The 18293-nt window shown below is 69.2% G+C and carries 18 protein-coding genes; 11 read left to right on the forward strand and 7 right to left on the reverse strand.

What is annotated here, in order from left to right; translation table 11 throughout:
- Window positions 1–153 precede the first annotated feature (153 nt).
- Both FFS20_RS02335 and FFS20_RS02340 read left to right on the forward strand, forming a co-directional pair.
- Complete coding sequence (locus FFS20_RS02335) at window positions 154–1056, forward strand: glycerophosphodiester phosphodiesterase (RefSeq protein ID WP_249356446.1); 903 nt, start codon at window positions 154–156, stop codon at window positions 1054–1056.
- An 82-nt stretch (window positions 1057–1138) separates the two neighbouring features.
- Window positions 1139–2338: an MFS transporter gene (locus FFS20_RS02340; RefSeq protein ID WP_249356448.1), complete on the forward strand. Its 1200-nt coding sequence runs from the start codon at window positions 1139–1141 to the stop codon at window positions 2336–2338.
- A gap of 86 nt (window positions 2339–2424) precedes the next feature.
- Here FFS20_RS02340 and FFS20_RS02345 read toward each other — a convergent pair whose 3' ends face one another.
- Both FFS20_RS02345 and FFS20_RS02350 read right to left on the reverse strand, forming a co-directional pair.
- Complete coding sequence (locus FFS20_RS02345; RefSeq protein WP_137824333.1) at window positions 2425–3756, reverse strand: NAD(P)/FAD-dependent oxidoreductase; 1332 nt, start codon at window positions 3754–3756, stop codon at window positions 2425–2427.
- A gap of 280 nt (window positions 3757–4036) precedes the next feature.
- A complete protein-coding gene (locus tag FFS20_RS02350) occupies window positions 4037–4657 on the reverse strand; it encodes a TetR/AcrR family transcriptional regulator (protein WP_137824334.1) in 621 nt (206 codons plus the stop codon).
- Window positions 4658–4799: 142 nt separating this feature from the next.
- On the opposite strand from FFS20_RS02350, the gene FFS20_RS02355 reads away from it, so the two are divergent.
- Entirely contained in the window at window positions 4800–5918 is a 1119-nt protein-coding gene (locus FFS20_RS02355) for a phosphotransferase (RefSeq protein WP_137824335.1), read from the forward strand.
- On the forward strand, window positions 5915–7180 hold the full coding sequence (locus FFS20_RS02360; RefSeq protein ID WP_137824336.1) for an aminotransferase class III-fold pyridoxal phosphate-dependent enzyme: 1266 nt from the start codon (window positions 5915–5917) through the stop codon (window positions 7178–7180). Before FFS20_RS02355 ends, FFS20_RS02360 begins: the two co-directional genes overlap by 4 nt.
- Before the next feature lie 7 nt (window positions 7181–7187).
- Here the strand turns inward: FFS20_RS02360 and FFS20_RS02365 are convergent, their stop codons facing one another.
- Window positions 7188–7547 (reverse strand): hypothetical protein, encoded by a 360-nt coding sequence (locus FFS20_RS02365; protein WP_137824337.1) that lies wholly within the window; start codon window positions 7545–7547, stop codon window positions 7188–7190.
- Window positions 7548–7737: 190 nt separating this feature from the next.
- Between FFS20_RS02365 and FFS20_RS02370 the strand changes: the two genes are divergently transcribed.
- Window positions 7738–8802 carry a 2,3-butanediol dehydrogenase gene (locus tag FFS20_RS02370; protein ID WP_137824338.1) on the forward strand — a complete coding sequence of 355 codons (1065 nt, stop codon included), beginning with the start codon at window positions 7738–7740 and terminating at the stop codon, window positions 8800–8802.
- Between the two features lie 15 nt (window positions 8803–8817).
- On the opposite strand, the gene FFS20_RS02375 is transcribed toward FFS20_RS02370, so the two are convergent.
- The 3 genes from FFS20_RS02375 to FFS20_RS02385 form a co-directional block, all read right to left on the reverse strand.
- Window positions 8818–10173, reverse strand: a complete 1356-nt coding sequence (locus FFS20_RS02375) for a DUF2252 domain-containing protein (RefSeq protein WP_137824339.1) — start codon at window positions 10171–10173, stop codon at window positions 8818–8820.
- A gap of 108 nt (window positions 10174–10281) precedes the next feature.
- Entirely contained in the window at window positions 10282–11184 is a 903-nt protein-coding gene (gene fdhD / locus FFS20_RS02380; RefSeq protein WP_137824340.1) for a formate dehydrogenase accessory sulfurtransferase FdhD, read from the reverse strand.
- Window positions 11185–11187: 3 nt separating this feature from the next.
- Window positions 11188–11727 (reverse strand): MogA/MoaB family molybdenum cofactor biosynthesis protein, encoded by a 540-nt coding sequence (locus FFS20_RS02385; RefSeq protein WP_137824341.1) that lies wholly within the window; start codon window positions 11725–11727, stop codon window positions 11188–11190.
- A gap of 206 nt (window positions 11728–11933) precedes the next feature.
- On the opposite strand from FFS20_RS02385, the gene FFS20_RS02390 reads away from it, so the two are divergent.
- The 6 genes from FFS20_RS02390 (at window position 11934) to FFS20_RS02415 (ending at window position 17257) form a co-directional block, all read left to right on the forward strand.
- The gene (locus FFS20_RS02390; protein ID WP_137824342.1) at window positions 11934–12392 is read left to right on the forward strand and encodes a MarR family transcriptional regulator; all 459 of its coding nucleotides are present in this window, start codon (window positions 11934–11936) and stop codon (window positions 12390–12392) included.
- 22 nt (window positions 12393–12414) lie between these two features.
- Window positions 12415–13620 carry an LLM class flavin-dependent oxidoreductase gene (locus tag FFS20_RS02395; RefSeq protein ID WP_249356451.1) on the forward strand — a complete coding sequence of 402 codons (1206 nt, stop codon included), beginning with the start codon at window positions 12415–12417 and terminating at the stop codon, window positions 13618–13620.
- Window positions 13620–14186 carry an NADPH-dependent FMN reductase gene (locus FFS20_RS02400; protein WP_137824343.1) on the forward strand — a complete coding sequence of 189 codons (567 nt, stop codon included), beginning with the start codon at window positions 13620–13622 and terminating at the stop codon, window positions 14184–14186. The genes FFS20_RS02395 and FFS20_RS02400 overlap by 1 nt, the downstream gene beginning before the upstream one ends.
- 213 nt (window positions 14187–14399) lie before the next feature.
- Window positions 14400–14885, forward strand: a complete 486-nt coding sequence (locus FFS20_RS02405; protein WP_137824344.1) for a DoxX family protein — start codon at window positions 14400–14402, stop codon at window positions 14883–14885.
- Between the two features lie 286 nt (window positions 14886–15171).
- Complete coding sequence (locus FFS20_RS02410) at window positions 15172–16431, forward strand: calcium:proton antiporter (protein WP_137824345.1); 1260 nt, start codon at window positions 15172–15174, stop codon at window positions 16429–16431.
- Window positions 16432–16624: 193 nt separating this feature from the next.
- Entirely contained in the window at window positions 16625–17257 is a 633-nt protein-coding gene (locus FFS20_RS02415; RefSeq protein WP_137824346.1) for a hypothetical protein, read from the forward strand.
- A 75-nt stretch (window positions 17258–17332) separates the two neighbouring features.
- Here FFS20_RS02415 and FFS20_RS02420 read toward each other — a convergent pair whose 3' ends face one another.
- Entirely contained in the window at window positions 17333–18223 is an 891-nt protein-coding gene (locus FFS20_RS02420) for a LysR family transcriptional regulator (RefSeq protein WP_137824347.1), read from the reverse strand.
- Window positions 18224–18293: the final 70 nt, after the last annotated feature.

Genomic DNA, 18293 nt, shown 5'->3' on the forward strand with positions numbered 1-18293 from the left:
CCGCCGGCGGCCCGGACGGCAGGGACTCCCTGTCGTCCGGGCCGCTGTCATTCACACGGTGTTCACCACCGCATCCGACTGTTCGCCGTCTGCCGCCCTGACGTTCAGCTCCGCGCCATCGGAGGATCGGACGGTCGCCGTAGCGTCCGATGAATGGGCGCCTCACCTCGGACTCTGCTCCGCACACGCATTCCTCTCCGATCCGCTGCGATCGCGGCCGCACTGGGATCGGCCCTCGTCACCGCGACCGGCTGCGGTGCGAACGCGCCATCCGTCCAGAACCAGCAGGCCGCCGCGCCGATGTCGCAGCTCGCCGGGGACATGCCCGTTCCTCCGACCGGGACCAGTGGCACGGCCTCCGTCGCTGACCTGTCCTCCCCGGTGACGATCTCCCACCGCGGCGGGGCCCTCGTCTATCCGGAGGAGTCGATGGAGGGCTTCACCGCCTCGGCGCGGGACGGATTCCTCCCCGAGATGGACATCCAGTTCCTCTCCGACGGCACCCCCGTGCTCATCCACGACGACACCGCGGACCGCACACTCAACGGCGCCACCGGCCCGATCCGGGACCTCACCCGCGAACAGTGGGACGCTGCGACGATCACGCACCCGACGGGCGGGGCGCCGGCCGAAACGGTCACCCTCACCGAGCTGCTCGACGAACTCGGCGGCGAGGTCGTCCTCGTGCCCGAGATCAAGCCCGGGGCCACCTCGGCGGAGGTCGACTCCGTCCTCGACGAGTTCACCGATCGCGGACTCACCGCATCCCTCATCGTCCAGTCCTTCGACTTCGACACGGCAGAGACGATCGCCGACCGCGGGTTCACCTCGCTCTACCTCTTCGACGGCACCCTGCCGGACCAGACTCCAGAGCAGATCGCCGCTGCGGGGATTACCTGGGTGGGACCGAACAGGTCGCTGCCCGCCGACGACGTCGCCGCCCTCACCGGTGCCGGACTCCAGGTGGCCCCGTACGGGCTGAAGAACGCCGAGGATGTCGCCGAACTGCCCGACGGCGTCGCCGGCTGGTTCACCGACGACCCGTGGGACGAGTGAGACCCGGCCGCTCAGTGACCGCCCGTTCCGCGAGGTGAGCTCCGCGGCCCTGGAAGTCTGAGCGGGAGTACAGTGAGGATTCGTGAGCCCCGCGACCGATCCTGCCGAGAGTCCCTCGGACAACCGCTCCTCCCCCACGCGCCCGCCGCTGGCGGTCTCGCTGGCAGCGTTCGTCAGCAGCTTCGACCGGTTCGCGATCAGTCCTCTGCTCGTCCTCGTCGCCGCCGACCTCGGCGTCACCCTCGCCCAGGCCCTCGCCGTCGCGAGCGCGTACTACCTCGCCTACGGGGTGAGTCAGCCGCTGTGGGGGATGCTCTCGGACCGGGTCGGGCGGATCCGCCTCATGCGCGCAAGCCTCATCGCCGCGGCGCTCGTCGGCATCGTCGCGGCACTCGCGCCCACTCTCACCGTCCTCATCATCGCCCGCACTCTGGGCGGTGCGTTCTACGGCGCGATCGTCCCGACCTCGCTGACGTACGTCGGCGACACCGTCGATGAGCGGCACCGGCAGCCGGCGCTGGCCGATCTCATGGCCGCGATCGCCGTCGGCACGGCAGTCGCCACAGCCCTGGCCGGGATCATCGCCGACCTCCTCGACTGGCGGGTCGTCTTCGCGATCACCTCGGTGCTCGCGATCCTCTCCGTCCTCGGCCTCGCCCGCGCCCCCGAGGCACCCAGGACCCCGCGGGCCGGCGTGCTGACGACGATCAGGATGGCGCTGGGCAACCGGTGGGTGCTCGTCGTCATCGCCCTCGTCTTCGTCGAGGGCGCCGTCGTCCTCGGCGTCCTCACGCTCCTCGCCCCGGCCCTGCAGTCCCTCGGGGTCGGCGCGGCGATCGCCGGGCTCGCGACCGCCGCCTACGGGGTCGGCGTCATCCTCACCAGCCGCCTCATCAGACTCCTCGCCCCGCGCCTGGCGATGCCGCTGCTCATGGCCATCGGCGGCACCGCGGCGACCGTCGGCTTCACCGTCCTCGCCCTCCACCTCTCCATCGTCACCGTCATCGTCGCCGCCCTCCTCCTCGGCACGACGTGGTCGTTCCTCCACTCGTCCCTGCAGACGTGGTCGACGACGGTCCTCCCCCAGGCCCGCGGCACCGTCGTCTCCCTCTTCGCCGGCTTCCTCTTCGCCGGCAGCGCCTTCGGAGCCTGGGCCGGCGGCTACCTCGGCGAGCACGGGGAATGGTCTCTGCTCTTCACCCTCACCGCGGGCATCGCCCTCGTCCTCACCGCGGTCGTCGTCATCGTCCGCCGCACCTACGAAGGCCCCCGCCGAGTCTGAGACTCATGCGGGGGCCTCCGTGAGGGCCGACCGGCGCCGAGGCGGTCCTGCCCTCCCAGCCCAACCGGGCTGGGACTCGGGGTTCGTCAGCGGTCGCGGACCACCTCGGCGAGGACGCGCCTGGCCGTCGTGATCCCGGTTTCGATGGCCCCGTCGACGACGACGCCGTTCCAGCCCTTCGCGTAGTCGGCACCGGCGAAGTACATCGCCGTGTCGGTGTCGGCGAAGCGCGACCAGCCGTCGATGAACTGGCCGGACTTCAGCGTCGCCCACGTCTGCCCGCTCCACTGGTCGGCCACCCAGTCGTGGCCGTCGGCGGCGAGCACGACGATGTCGTCGCGCCACTGCCGCATGATCTCCTGCACCTGGTCCGTGTCCGTGAGGTCGATGGCGGTGTGGTCGCCGCCGAAGCCGACCATGATCGTCGTGCCGTCGTCGAGGAAGTACTCGCTCTTGATCATCGCCAGCGGCCCGCCCTTCGGGGCCGTGGCGATGAACGAATGGTGGCCGTCGATCTTGATCCAGATCTTCGATCCGACGCTGTTCGTCTTCTCGTCGGCGATCTCCTGCAGCGGGGCCGGCAGGGCGGGCGAGAACTCGATCGTGTTGATCGCCCCGATCGGGGTGGTGACGATGACGGCGTCGCCCTCGACGGTCGAGCCGTCGGCAAGCGTGAGCCGGGCGCCGTTCTCATGCTCGACCTTCGTCACCGGCGCCGAGAGGTGGATGGGGCACGTGAGGTCGGCGGCGAGCGCCTCGTAGAGTCCGCGCATGCCGTTCTTCAGCTTGAACTCGAGCGTCTGCTCGTCGAGGAGGTCGAGCCGGTGGTCCGACAGCGCGGCCCAGTGCTTGGCCATGAGCGGCGAGGCGGTCTCGAGGGGACCCTGATAGGCCGCGGTCCAGTAGGAGTCGCAGAGGTCGATCTCCTCCTGCGAGAAGTCACCGTCGCGGAGGACGTCGAGGACGCCTCCCTCATCGGCGGCCCGGAACTGCTCGACGACCTCGGCGGGGCCGTCGTAGCGGTCGCTGAGGACGTGGAGCGGGTCGTGCGGGTAGGGGAAGAGCTCACGCGAGCCCTCGAAGATCTTCTTCTGCGGCCGGTCGAGCACCTCGTTCATCCGCTCCTTCGGGCCCTCGACGAGGTTGCCGTCGGTGATCCAGAACGCGCGGTCGTAGTCGGGGCTGGGGTGGATCTCCTGACCGTAGCGGGCGATCTCCGACCACACGAACGGCTGCATCCAGTGCACCCACGTGGCGCCGAGTTCGAGCGGCCGTCCGAGTCGCTCATCGGTCCAGGCGCGGCCGCCGATCCGGTCGCGAGCCTCGAAGATCTCGACCTCCACACCTGCGGTCTGCAGTTCGCGCGCTGCGATGAGGCCGGAGAATCCGGCACCGACGATGAGAATCTTCTTTGACATACCCGGGGCACTCCTTGTCTGCAGCCGACCGAGACGCCTGCCGTCATCTGGTGACCGGCACGTCCGCGCCCGGCGGATCGTCAGCAGCTGTCGCTGCCTGAGTCCATCCTCGCCGAGGTGGGGGCACCGGTCCTTGTGCGCGCGTGCACGATCCTTGCCCGAGCGTGCACGGTGCGGCTGTGTCCGGTGTCGGTGCCGGGTGTCACTGCCCGGTATTGCTGCCCGGTGTCGCTGTCCGGTGTCGGCGCCCGGTGGCGGCGCCCAGTGGCGGCGAGAGCCCTCAGTGCGGGGCCGCGAGGCCGGCGACGAGGGTGGAGAACGCGGCGAGCTCCTTCGCGGAGTCGGCCTCGCCGGTGGCGATGGCGATCGCGGCCTCCCGGATGGCGCCGACGAGCAGGGTGGCCACGGCTCCGGGCACGACGGTCTCCCGCAACAGGCCCGCGGCCTGGGCCTGTGCGAGGGTGTCGGCGATCATCGCCCGACTCGCCCCGGAGCCGATGCCACGGGACTCCCCGCCGGCGATGAAGGCCGGCCCGGAGACGTTGTAGAAGTGTCCGCTGCCGGAGTTCGCGGCGAAGTCGAACATCGCTCGGGCATGTGCGGTGAGCTCCTCGGTCCACACGCTCACTGACGCGATCTCCGTGGTCGTGCGGGCGACGATCGTCCGCCCGATCTCCGCATAGGCGGCGGAGACGAGTTCGGTGAGCCCTCCGGGGAAATGCGCGTAGACGGTCCCCCGGGACACCCCGGCCGCCGTCGCGATCCTCTCGATCGTCAGTCGGTCGAAGCCCTGCGCGTCGATGACCGCGAGCACCCCGGACACGAGGTCCTCGCGGGTCTGCGCCCGGCGCCGCTCCCGCAGGCTGGGGGCGGGGTCACCGGTGTCGGTCGCACTGTTCACGCCTTGATCCTCTCACAGCGGACGGATCGCCTCCGACCCCTGGATGGATTGCCAGTTCATGTTCTATACTCCGAGTATAACTTTGCAATCGGCCCCTGTTCGCCGCACGGCGACACCCGCAGAGCGACCGAAGGAGACATCGATGTCGAGGACGGCCCAGCCCGAACCGCGGCGCAGCACCGGCCCCTCCGCCGTGGCGGCGGGTGCGGCATCCACAGAGGCGGGTGCCGCATCCACGGCCGTCGTGGGGGCGGCAGAGCTCGCCGCGGAGGCCCTGGCCGCGTTCGGCCTGCCGGAGTCGACCGCACTGCGCCTGCTCAAGCACCGGGAGAACAGCGTCTTCGGGCTCGAGCACGCGGGCACGTCCTACGTCCTCCGGGTCCACCGGCAGGGCTATCACAGCGATGCCGAGCTCGCACGGGAACTCGAGTTCGTCGGCAGCCTCGCCGGCCGCGGCGTCCCGGTGCCGCGGTTCGTGCCGGTCTCCGATGCACAGAGCTTCGTCCACGTCGGTCACGACCACCGCCTCGGCGTCCATCAGGTCGATCTCCAGCTCCACATCGCCAACGACGGGAACTTCGGTGACGAGCAGACGGCCTTCGACGGGACCGCGACACACGAACCGGAGGACTTCGACCGCCTCGGCGAGCTCATCGGAGACGTCCACGACGCCACCATGACCTCCGGGTTCGCCGTCGACGACGACCGTCCGCGCTGGGATGCCGACGGTCTCGTCGGGGAGGCCGCGCTGTGGGGCGCCCCGCTGAGGGTGCGCGAACTGCACGCGCCGGAGAACTCCGCAGCGCTCGCCACGCTCACCGAGGCGATCGCCGACATCCGCACGGTCCTCGCCGACTACGGCGTCGGGCCGCAGCGGTTCGGGCCGATCCACGCCGACCTCACCCCGGAGAACGTGCTGCGCACGACCTCTGGTCTCGTCCTCATCGACTTCGACGATTTCGCCGCCGGCTGGCACCTCTTCGACCTCGCGACCGCCCTCTACTTCTTCACCCGCCATCCGCGGGCCGCGGAGTACCAGGCCGCGCTCTTCGCCGGCTACCAGCGCCGACGCCCACTCGATGCCGCGGACTTCGCGGCGTTCCCGGCCCTCCTCGTCGCCCGCGGCCTCACCTACCTCGGGTGGGCCGCCGATCGCCGCGGCGAGCCGGCCGCGGAGTTCCACATCCACACCGTCCTCCCCCACCTCGTCGACCTCGCCGCCGCGTTCGTCGCCGACCGACGCTCCGGAGCCCACCGATGACCGACCTCCTCACCCGCCGCCACGCCACCCTGGGGCCGTACTCACCGCTGTTCTACGACGAACCGCTCGAGTTCGTCTCGGCCAAGGGGGTGTGGTTCACCGATGTCCACGGCCAGCGGTACCTCGACGCGTATAACAACGTCCCCCACGTCGGGCACGCCAACGATCGCGTCGTCGACGCCCTGTGCCAGCAGGCGCGCACGCTCAACGTCCACACCCGCTATCTCAACGCCCGCGTCGTCGACTACGCGGAGGCGCTGCTGGCGACCTTCGAGGATCGGCTCGAGCGGGTGTTCTTCGGCAATTCGGGGTCCGAGGCCAACGAGCTCGCCCTGCGGATCAGCCGCCAGCTGACCGGGGTGACGGGCCTCATCGTCTCCGATTTCAGCTATCACGGCACGACGATCGCGCTGGCGGAGATGACGACGGGGCTGAAGACGCAGGAGGGACTCGGCCCGCACGTGCGCACCCTGCGCATCCCCGACCTCGACACCGATGAGCGCGGTCCCGACGAGGTGCTCGCCGCGACACTCGCTGACCTCGACGCCGCGATCGCCTCGCTCCAGGAGGCCGGATACGGGGTGTCGGCGTGCCTCTTCGACTGGCTGTTCTCGACCGAGGGGATGCCGCGTCTGCCCGAGGGGCTCGTGACCGGGATCGCCGAGCGGGTGCGGGCCGCGGGCGGAATGGTCATCGCCGACGAGGTGCAGTCGGGTTTCGGGCGCACCGGCACCCACATGTGGGGGTACCAGCGGGTCGGTCTCGTCCCCGACCTCGTCACCCTGGGCAAGCCGATCGGCAACGGCCATCCGATGTCGGCCGTCATCACCACCGCCGAGGTGATGGATGCGTTCGGTCCCCGCAACGAGTTCTTCAACACCTTCGCCGGCAACCCTGTGTCCGCGGCGGTCGGGCAGGCCGTGCTCGAGGAGATGGCGGAGAAGGAGCTCATGGAGCGCGCCCGCATCCTCGGCGCCGAGGCGAAGGTCCGGCTCGAGGAGTACGCGGACCAGTACGATTTCATCCGCACCGCGCGGGGCGCGGGCATGTTCCTCGGCCTCGACTTCGCCGTCGACGGCACACCTGCCCCCGACCTGACGAAGCAGGTCGTCGAGGCGATGAAGGCCAAGCACGTCGTCATCTCCCGCATCGGTCGTGACGACAACGTCCTCAAGGTTCGCCCGCCGCTCGCGTTCAGCGCGGCGGAGCTGCCCCTGCTGCTCGACGCCTTGGGCGAGTCCCTCGCCGAGGTGGAGGTGTGAGCACCCCTCACCATGGGTTGGCGAGCTGCCACTGCTTCCGCCAATAGCTGTCGCCGACGTAGTGCGACTTCCCCGGCCGGCAGCCGCGCAGACTCGCGTTCGCACCGAGCCACGCGCGCACCGTGGGACCCGCCTCGTCCATCCGCCCTGCCCAGTCGTCGAGGACGAGGAGCAGCGTCGCCCCGTCATCGGCGGTGAGCAGACACGAGTAGCGCGGCAGTCCGGCCGTGTTCTGCGAATGAGTGTAGGCGACGGTGTCGCACCCGGTCGTGAGGGAGAAGCGGATGTACTCCCCCGACACCGCTGAGCACAGCGCCTTGAAGTCCTGGTAGTCAGTGAGCCACTCCGGCACCCGATATTCGTTCATGCGTTCTATTATGCGCTCAGGGACTGACACCGACCAGAGTGCCCTCGGCCGGGGCCGGCACCACGCCCCCGACGAGCGACAGATGGCGGACGACGACCGGGAAATCCGCCGCAATCGGCGGTTGTCGCCCCCGGGCTCCGCCGTGGATCGTGGATGGTGAGAGCATCACCGAACATGAAGAGAGGCACTGATGAAGGCTGCGCGACTCCACGGACGCGAAGATCTGCGCATCGAGGACATCCCCGAACCGACCGTCGGCCCCGGCCAGGTCAAGCTCCGCAACGCCTACGTCGGCGTGTGCGGCAGCGACGTCCACCTCTACCTCAACCCCGAGGCCTCACCGATCGACCTCTTCTCCCCGCACCCGGTTACCGGCGCCCAGCTTCCCCAGCCGATGGGCCATGAGTTCTCCGGGACCGTCGTCGAGGTGGGTCCCGGTGTCGAGGACATCACCGTCGGTGACCACGGGGCGGTGTTCCCCATCGCCTACAGCTGCGGCGAATGCATCGCCTGCCGGCGCGGGGCACCGACGAGCTGCCGGCTCATGGCCTCGCTCGGGGCCAACGCCGACGGCGGCGGCATGGCCGAGTACGTCACCGTCTCCGCATCGCAGTTCCACCGCGTGCCCGAGTCCGTCGACCTGCAGACAGCGGCACTCGTCGAACCGATGGCCGTGGCGTGGCACGGTGCCGCCCGGAGCCGGGCCGGTGCCGGCGACGTCGTCCTCATCGCCGGAGCCGGACCGATCGGCATCGGAGCGTGGTACGCCTTCCGCGCACGTGGGGTGAAGGATGTGCTCGTCTCCGAGCCGAGCCCCGAGCGCCGACAGAAGATCGCCGCCCTCGGGGCCACGGTCATCGACCCGACGACGGAGGACCTCCACGCCATCGTCGCCGACCGCACCGACGGCGACGGAGTCGATGTGTTCTACGACGCCGCCGGCGTCCCTGCCGCACTGTCGACCGGACTGGCCGAGCTCGCCCCGGGCGGCCGCGTCGTCCTCCAGTCGCCGCACGAGCACGGGTTCGAGATCCAGCCGAGCGCATTGATGATGGGCGAGACCGAACTCATCGGCGCAGTCGGCTACACCGCCGAGGAGTTCGACGAGGTCATCGCGCGCATGGAGTCAGGCGACTACGACACGACCGGCTGGGTCGAGGAGATGGCCCTCGACGACGTCGTCACCGCGATCGACACCCTGCGCACCGGCGCGGGCACGAAGATCACCCTGCGGGTGGGTGAAGCCGACTCCTGACTCAGGCGACGTCGCTCAGGCGATGTCCGCGACCTCGCCGAGCAGCGGCTCCTTCCCGCTCTTCGCCGCCTCGACGAGCAGCGCATGATCGGCGGTGACCACCTCGGCGTACTTCTCCGCCCACGCCGCCACGGCGTTCGCGAACGAATCCGAGGTCCCGAGGTACCCTGCGACAAGGCGGGCCTGCGGAGACTGAGAATGCGCGCGGGCCAGCACCTCACCGCACAGCCGGGAATAGCCGTCGAACTGGGTCGCATCGAGTTCGGCGAGGTCGTAGCTGCCCTTCATGTCGCGGAACTGCCGCCAGTAGTAGTCGCGTCCCTCATACGTCGTCCAGCCGAGGAACGGATCGGAGACGGACTGGAGCACGAGCTGCGAGCGGACGACGCGCTCCCCCTCCGATGACAGACGCTGCCCCTCCGGGTGGGAGGAGAATCTCGGCAGACCGCCGAACGCCGAGACCACCGACTCCTGCGCCTCCTTGACCTGGAGCAGCAGCGATTCGCCGTCGGGGCCGGTGAGGAGGACGAGGAAGCAGCGGGTGCCGACACTGCCGACGCCCACGACCCTGAGCACCGAATCGGCCACCCCGTACTGCCTGAGCAGCACGGCCACATCGGTGCGCGCCGTCTGCCGGTACTCCGCGAAGATCCCGGCGACATCGATGCCCTGTTCGTCGAAGTGCCTCGTCAGCGGGGGCTGGTCGACGATCCGCAGGCCCGAGGACGATGTCTCCGTCGCGAACTTCTGCAGCGCTTTCTCACCGGTGCGGCTGCGGGCCTTCTTCATCGCCTTCGTCGTCGCCTTGCGATGCCCCTTGCCGCTGATCGCCTGGAGCATCGTGTCCGAATCGACGATCGCGTAGAAGCGGTCGAGCGCGGTCACCGCCATGAGTGCGGCCAGCCGATCCTGGTATCCCCGCACCGCGGCGAAGGCCGCCGATCGCCCGACGTCATCGCCGAGCCCGTGGACCTGAGCGCTGAGGAACGCCGAGGCGGCGAGGCGTTTGACATCCCATTCGAACGGGGCGAACTCCGCCTCGTCGAAATCGTTGAGGTCGAAGATGAGGGAGCGCTCGCGGGACGCGAAGAAGCCGAAGTTCCCGACATGTGCGTCCGCGCTCGAGAGCACGAAGGGACCGGTCGTCGTCCCGGCGGCGAGATCGATGGCCATCTGCGCAGCCGCCCCGCGGTAGTAGCTGAACGGCGATTCGGCGAGCCGCTGGGTGCGGATGCCGAGGAGTTCGGGCAGCCGTGACTCGTTCTGCCGGCAGATCACTCCCACCGGGTCGCGGTCGGGCGGCAGCAGCAGCTCGGCGTGGCGTGAGCGCGGTGTGTCCTTGCGCAGGGCTCTGCCGTCGGACTGGTCCATGTCATCACCCTCGCTCTCACCGCGTCGGCCCGGCGCCGATTCGTCCCCTCATCGTAGTGCGACAGAGCCGATCTCCGCGGCGGCGAGCCTGCCTTTTCAGCGCCGTCCTCAGGCGATGCGCTCGGGGTGGGAGTAGACGTTGAAGCGGCCCTTGCGGTTGAAGCCGATGACGGTGACGCCGCTCGTCTTCCCGAAGTCGACGGCGAGTGCCGAGGGGGCGCTGACGGCCGACATCATCGGGATTCCGGCCATCGCGGACTTCTGCACGAGTTCGAACGACGCCCGGGCTGAGACCTGGAGGACCGTGCGCGAGAGCGGCAGTCCGCGCTCGGCCATCGCCCAGCCGATGACCTTGTCGACGGCATTGTGCCGGCCGACGTCCTCGCGGACGACGAGGAGTTCGGGTTCGGCCCCGGGGTCGTCGCCGACGGCGAAGAGCGCGGCGGCGTGGACTCCCCCGGTCTTGTCGAAGACCACCTGCCCTGCGCGCAGTCGGTCGGGCAGCTCACCGATCCGGGCAGGGGTGAGCAGCGGAGGGAAGACGATCTCTCCGTCCTCGTCAAGACGCGGGGCGTCGATCCCGCCGAGGCCGTCGGCGGGCACGAGCGGATACGCCGACTCCTTCGTCACCGCATCGATCGCGGCCGTGCCGCAGATCCCGCAGGAGGACGAGGTGTAGACCGAGCGGGCCGGTGCCGTGGCGGCATCCCAGACCCCGGGTCGCAGGCGCACGCCGGCGACGTTGTAGTTCCGAGAGCCGTCGGGGGCGAGCCCTGTCGAGAAGTCGATCTCGGCGATGTCGTCCATCGACTCGACGATGCCCTCGGAGAGCAGGTAGCCGGAGACGAGTTCGACGTCGTTGCCGGGCGTGCGCATCGTCACGGAGAACTGCTCGCCGTTGAGGTTGACCTCGAGCGGCTCCTCCCCGGCGAGCGAGTCCGGTCCGGCTTTGATCTCACCGGTCGCGTCGAAGCGGTGGACGCGGGCGCGGACGGCCTTGCGCTGCTGCACGGCTCAGACCCGCGGTCCGTGGTCGGTCGTGTCCTCGACCGAGGTCTGGATGTGTTCGAGGAGGTCGTCGATGACGGTGATGCCGTCCCTCACCCCGCCCTTCGAACCGGGGAGGTTGATGACGAAGCTGCGTCCGCGCACACCGGCCACGCCGCGGCTCATCACCGCCGACGACGTCGACTCGAGGCCTTTGCGCCACATCGCGTAGATGAGTCCCGGCGACTGCCGCTCGAGGAGTTCGGCGGTGAACTCGGGTGTCCGGTCGTCGGGTGCGAGCCCGGTGCCGCCGCTGGTGACGATGACGCGTGGACGCTCCTCCGCGGGGGTGTCGACGAGCAGCGTCCGCAGAGCCTGCCCGACCGGTTCGCCGTCGCGGACGACGATCGCGTCGGGACAGTCGTAGCCGCGACCGCGCAGCCACTCGACGAGGAGCGGGCCAGTCGTATCCGCCGCCTCTCCCCTGGCCGCCGAGGTCGAGGCGATGATGACAGCGGCAGAGCGTCCTGCGCCGAGGCGGTCGGTCGTGGTCTCGCTCGTCGTCATTGCCCGTCTCCTCACTGGTCCATCGCTGGGTTCGCCACCATTCTTCCACGCCGCCCTGCCGTGCGCGCGAGTCCCGGTCGGAACTCGACCTGCCGCGCTCCTGTCCGATCGTCCGCCCCGTCGGCGACAGGCCGACATGATGGTCAGTAGAGTGAGAGTGAGTCGCCGCGGCGCCCGAGGCCCGGTGTGTCGAACGAGGAGCCGCGATGGACGACCTGACGCTGAGCACGCTCACCTGGCTGCGCATGGTGCGCTTCGTCCAGAACAGCAATCAGCTCTCCAACGACCACCTGAAGCAGTTCGACCTCACGGTCGGACAGTTCGAGGCGCTCGCGAACATCCGCGCCTATCAGCCGATCACCCAGTCCGACCTCGCCGAGCGCCTCACGGTCAGCGGCGGCGGGATCTCCCGGATGCTCACCCGCCTCGAACGCGACGGCCTCATCGCCCGGCGCCAGGACTGGAAGACGAAGTACATCTCGCTCACCGACAAGGGACGAGCGCTCCTCGAAGAGGCGTTCCCCAGCCAGCTCGCCCTCCAGTCCTCGATGTTCGACGACGCCCTGAGCGAATCCGAGCGCATCGAGCTCCATGCGCTGATGAAGAAGCTCTACGAACGCAGCGTCGCACGCCGCAGCGCGCTGCCGGAGACTCCTGGGGAATAATCCCCCGCACTCCTCAGTTGACATGACAAACGAGAATGTCATCGTCACTCAAGGAGACACCGTGCCCGAGTCCCAGAACCTCATGAAGGAGCTGAACTTCGACCCCAGCCAGGGCCTGCAGTTCGGCATGTACACCCTCGGCGACCACCTGCCGAACCCCGCCGACGGGTCGCGCGTGAGCGCCGGCGAGCGCATCCGCGAGTTCGTCGCCTACGCCACGGCCGCAGAGGAAGCCGGTTTCGACTTCTTCAGCGTCGGCGAGAGCCACCAGGAGTACTTCGCCTCGCAGGCCCACGCCGTCATCCTCGGCGCGATCGCCCAGGCGACGTCGTCGATCCGCGTCGGCAGCACCTCGACGATCCTCTCGACCTCGGACCCGGTCCGGGTGTTCGAGAACTTCGCAACGATCGACCACCTCTCCGGCGGTCGTGCCGAACTCGTCGCCGGCCGCGCCTCACGGGTGGGACTCTTCGAGCTCCTCGGCTATGATCTGCGCGACTACGAGGAGCTCTTCGAGGAGAAGTTCGACCTCCTCCTCCAGATCGCCCGCAAGGAGTCGCTGACGTGGAACGGGCAGTATCGTGCCCCGCTCACCGACGCCGCGGTCATCCCCCGCCCTGCGCAGGAGACGTTCCCGATCTGGCGTGCCGTCGGCGGTGCGCCGACGAGCGCGATCAAGGCCGGCCTCGCCGGCGTCCCCATGGTCATGGCCCATCTCGGCGGGACCACCTCGGTGTTCAAGACGACCATCGATGCCTACCGCGAAGGCGCCCGCCATGCCGGATACGACCCGGCGACCCTCCCGATCGCCACGGCCGGGTTCCTCTACACGGCACCGTCGTCGCAGGATGCCCTCAAGGAGCTCTACCCGCACGTCAACGAGGGGATGCGCCGGGTCAACGGGCAGGGCATGCCCAAGCAGCTCTTCGCCCAGAGCGTCGATCCGCGCAGCATCGTCAACATCGGCAGCCCGCAGGAGATCATCGAGAAGATCCTCCACCAGCACGAGGTCTTCGGCCACCAGCGCTTCCTCGGTCAGATCGACTTCGGCGGGATCCCGTTCGACCGCGTGATGAAGCAGATCGAGACGATCGGCTCGGAGATCATCCCCGCCGTGAAGAAGTACACTGCGCAGCCGGCCGCCGATTCCGACGGCACCAGCGCGCCGGCCGAGCCGACCTCGGGCGACGGCGAGACCGCGGGCACGAAGAGTGAGGAGCTCGTCTGATGAGAATCGTCGTCCTCTCCGGCTCGAACGTCGGGACGAAGACCCGCACGGTCATGGAGTACGTCACGCAGGCGGTGATGAGCTTCGACCCGGACGTCGAGGTCACGCTCATCGACCTCGCCGAGGCGGACATGGTCTTCAGCGACGGCCGGAACTTCACGGAGTACTCCGGGGACACCGGTCGGATCACCCGGACGCTCATGGATGCCGATGCGATCATCATCGGCACCCCGATATTCCAGGCCTCGATCCCGGCGACCCTGAAGAACGTCTTCGATCTGCTGCCGACGAGCGCCTTCCGCGACAAGGTCGTGGGCATGGTCGCGACCGCCGGTTCGCCGAAGCACTTCCTCATCCCCGCCCAGCAGCTGACTCCGATCCTCACGTACATGAAGGCGCAGGTCGTCCAGCCCTACGTGTTCGTCGAGGAGAAGGATCTCCATCGCAACCAGATCGTCAGCAGCGACATCACCCAGCGCCTCGACCGCCTCGTCGAGGACACCGTGGTGCTCACCCGCACGTACACCGCGATCCGCGAGGAGAGGGAAGCCGCCTACGGCTTCTGAGCCAGCATCGTCACTGAGTGCATTGCGACAATGCGCCTGGTTCGTCAAGCGAATCCCGGAGAGCAGAATCCGCTCTCCGGGATTCGTCGCACCTGCCCGCATCAGTGCTGGTGAGAGCCGAGATTCACGGGGGTTTGCCGAAGTCCGCCCAGGGTCCTGCCAAGCTCCGTGAATAGGGTTCTGGTTGTCATTTCAACTCACATGGAGGACAACATGTACGCCACCACCGGACTGCCGACACTTGCCCGCGACGTCATTGCCCTCATTGCCCGCATCGGGCTCGGAGTCATCCTCATGGCCCACGGCTGGCAGAAGTTCAGCGAATGGACCATCGCCGGAACAACCGCCTCGTTCTCGCAGATGGGAGTGCCCCTCCCCGAGGTGGCCGCCCCGTTCGCGACCTTCGTCGAACTCATCGGCGGCGCCCTGCTCATCCTCGGCGCCTTCACTCCGATCGTTGCGGTGCTCATCGCCGCGAACCTCCTCGGAGCCCTCGTCATCGTCCACTTCATCCCCGCCCCGTTCGTCAGCGAGGGCGGCTGGGAGCTCGTCGCCGCACTGTCCGCCGGAGCGCTTCTCATCGCCGCGATGGGACCCGGACGCTTCAGCGTCGACCGCTTCCTCTTCAGCGGCTCGAAGAAGAAGTCGGCATCGCGCGGTGCCCGCACCAGCGGTGTGCGCTCGGTCGCGACAGCCTGACTGGTCGCGACTGCCTGACTGGTCGCGACGGCCTGCGTCGTCACTGCCGGTCTGCGCGACAGGACAGCCGGACTGAGAGCACCGAGGGCCGCTCGTCCCACCTGGGGCGAGCGGCCCTCGTCGCATTCCCCGCTCGACATCCTCCGGCCCGGCCACCTCGGCGCAGTCGTCCCTCCTCTGCCAAACGCCGCGATCTTCGCTAGACTGGAGGTGACGCGGCGATCGGGACGACCCGGTCGCTGTCCTACGCGATGAGGACGGCCTCGTAGAACTGGATCAGACCGTCATGAATGCCGTACTCCGCAGCATCATCACCCCCGCAGCCGTCATTCGGCTCGTCCTCGGCTGGGGCGCTGTCGTCGCCCTCTCCCTCTTCGGCTCCCTCCTCGAGGCCCCCGCCCCAGCGCCGCTGCTCATCACCGCGCTCGTCGTCATCATCGGCGTCATCCTGCTCTGCGCGTTCGGGGTCGTCCACGAAGCCGAACATCTGGCGCACCGCCTCGGCGATCCCTACGGCTCGCTCGTCCTCACCCTCTCGATCGTCCTCATCGAGGTCATCCTCATCGCCGCGGTCCTCCTCGGTCCCGGCGACCATGCGACGATCGCCCGCGACTCCGTCATGGCCGTGTCGATGATCATCCTCGGCGCCGTCGTCGGCATCTGTGTGCTCGTCGGCGGCCTGCGGCACGGGGACATGGAGCACAACCGGACAGGCACCTCGGCGTACCTCAGCCTGATCGTCGTCCTCTCTGCGCTCGCGTTCGCGCTGCCCGCCGTCATCGGCGAGGACGGAAGCTATCTGCCGTGGCAGGAGATCCCGATCATCGTGCTGACGATCGCCATCTACGTCTTCTTCCTCGTCCGCCAGATGGGTGCGCAGGCCGATGACTTCCGCGAGGTCGACCCGCGGCTCGTTCCCGCCGGGACGGCTCAGGTCGAGACGACGCAGGCCGGGACGGCGCAGCTCGAGACGGCGGAGGTCGGTTCGGTGCCCACCGGCACGGCGCAGGCCCCCGCCCCGGCAGGCACAGGGCACGCCGGCACGGCGCACGCCCCAGCACACCCGGGCATCCTCGAGATCATCGCGACCCACCGCGTCGAGATCGTCGCTCGCCTCACCCTCCTCGTCATCACCGTCTTGCCCATCGTCCTCCTCTCCCATGACATGGCCGCGCTGCTCGATGACGGGCTCAGCCGCCTCGGCGCCCCGACCGCCCTGTCGGGCATCGTCATCGCGATGATCGTCTTCCTGCCCGAGACGATCACCGCCATCCGCGCCGCCTGGCAGGGCGAAGTGCAGCGGGTGAGCAACCTCTGCCACGGCGCGCTCGTGTCGACCGTCGGACTGACGATCCCCGTCGTCCTCGTCATCGGCCTCCTCACCGGCCAGCAGATCGTCCTCGCCGAGGGCCCGGCGAACCTCCTCTTGCTCGGCGTCGTCATCCTCCTGTCGGTGGCGACATTCGCCGCACGGAAGGTCACCGCCGTCCACGGGGCGGCACTGCTCATCGTCTTCGCCGCCTACGGGATCAGCGTGTTCTCGTAAGTGTCGTCGCCGAGGCGGCAGGTCCTCCACGGCCCGCCGCCGACTCCGAGGCGACGACTCCTGCTCAGCCCGCCGGCGCAGTTCTGTCCCGGTCCGACCACAAGATCGCCGACCCGTCGCCCTGATGGGCCGATCCGTGGCAGGCTGAAGACACCCGACCCCACCGCCGATCGAGACTGAGAGGAGGGCGAGGATGCGCCACGACACCGAGCGCTCGGTCACGCACGCCTTCCTCGACGCTCCCGTGCCCGCACACTGGCAGGCCGTCGTCAGGCAACTGAACTCCAGTCCGTTCACGCACCTGAGCAGGGACGACATCCTCGCCGAGGCGACCGGCCTCCTCATCGTCGCCCCGTCGGCAGAGGTGGTCGCCGCCGGTCTCGGCACCCTCCTCGCCGCGCTCGATCCGGTGCCCGCCGGCTTCGTCACGGTCCGCGCCGCCGAGGAGGTCGACCCTGCCGACGTCCCCGCGGGAACGTGGGTGCTCCTCCCCCACCGAGCGGACGGATGGGTTGAAGCCGAAACCGCCTCGGCGAAGCTCCACCGAGAGTTCGTCGCGGAGAACACCGCGCGGTTGCGCGCCCGCGATGACAGCACAGGCGAATCCCCGCGCACCGTGGGCGTCGTCGTCATCGAGTACGGCATCAACCTGTGGTTCTGGGCCGAACCGCCGGCGTCCGGGGGCGATCCCGTCTGCCACGCCGGGGAGCTCATCAGCTGGGAGAGCGCGTGGACGCTCAGCGACGCCTCGACCACCGCCGGGGCGCGACCGCCGATCCTCTTCGGGCTGCCACCGGTGCTGCACCGACGACGAGCAACCGGCTGACCCCGCGGTTCACCGGGCGGTGGCGTCTGTCACCGCAGGGTCGATCCACTCGTCACCGCGGAGTCGACCCACCCGTCACCGCGGGCGATCTGTGCCCGTGGCCAACCTGACCTCCTCGACGAAGGCGAGCGCGGCGGGGCTCGGGTTGAAGTCACTCCACGCGAGGTATTCGGTGCGGGTCGGGCCGCCCGTGATTGCGACCGTGGAGAGCCCGCGCTCAGCGGGCACCACTGCCGGGGGCAGCAGCGCGATCGCGAGGTCTGCGCCGACGAGGTCGAGGATCATCTCCGCTGTCATCACCTCGAACGCGACGGTCCGCACCAGCCCGGCGGCGGCGAACGCCCGGTCGGTCTGTTCGCGACCGGGACTGCCGGCAGGGAAGTCGACGTAGGTCTCGTTCGCGATGTCGGTGAGACTGAGGCGACGCCGGCCGCCGAGGCGGTGCCCGGGACCGAGGATCGCGACGTGACGCTCCTCGGCGAGGACGAGATGGTCGGTGCCGGACGGCGTCACCGAAGCAGGCAGTCCGAGCACGGCGGCGTCGAGCTCGCCGGCGCGAATCTCCGCGATGAAGCGTCTGCTGTCTCCGGCCCGCATCGTGATGCGCACCTGCGGATGTCGGGCGTGCAGTGAGGCGAGCACCGCCGAGAGGTCGAGCGCGGTGACCGTGGGAATGACGCCGATCGACAGCGTCCCGCGGATCTCGCCGGCGGCTGCCGCGGCGGCTGCCCCGGCCCGGTCGGCGGCCTCGAGGGCGGCGCGGGCGGCGGGAATGAACGCGGCGCCGGCATCGGTGAGGTCGACGCGCCGGCTCGTGCGCGCGAAGAGCGTGACACCGAGTTCGTGTTCGAGAGCTTTGATCTGATGGCTCAGCGCCGACTGGACGACGTGACACCGTGCGGCGGCTCGCGTGAAATTGCGCTCCTCGGCGACGGCGATCGCGTAGCGCATCTGCTGAAGCTCCATGCATCTATCGTGAATCACGATCGCTGAGATGAAAAGCATGTGTTGGACTCATTGACGATTCGGGCGGAAT

Source organism: Brevibacterium sp. 2SA, from assembly GCF_005502845.1.
Classification (GTDB): Bacteria; Actinomycetota; Actinomycetes; order Actinomycetales; family Brevibacteriaceae; genus Brevibacterium.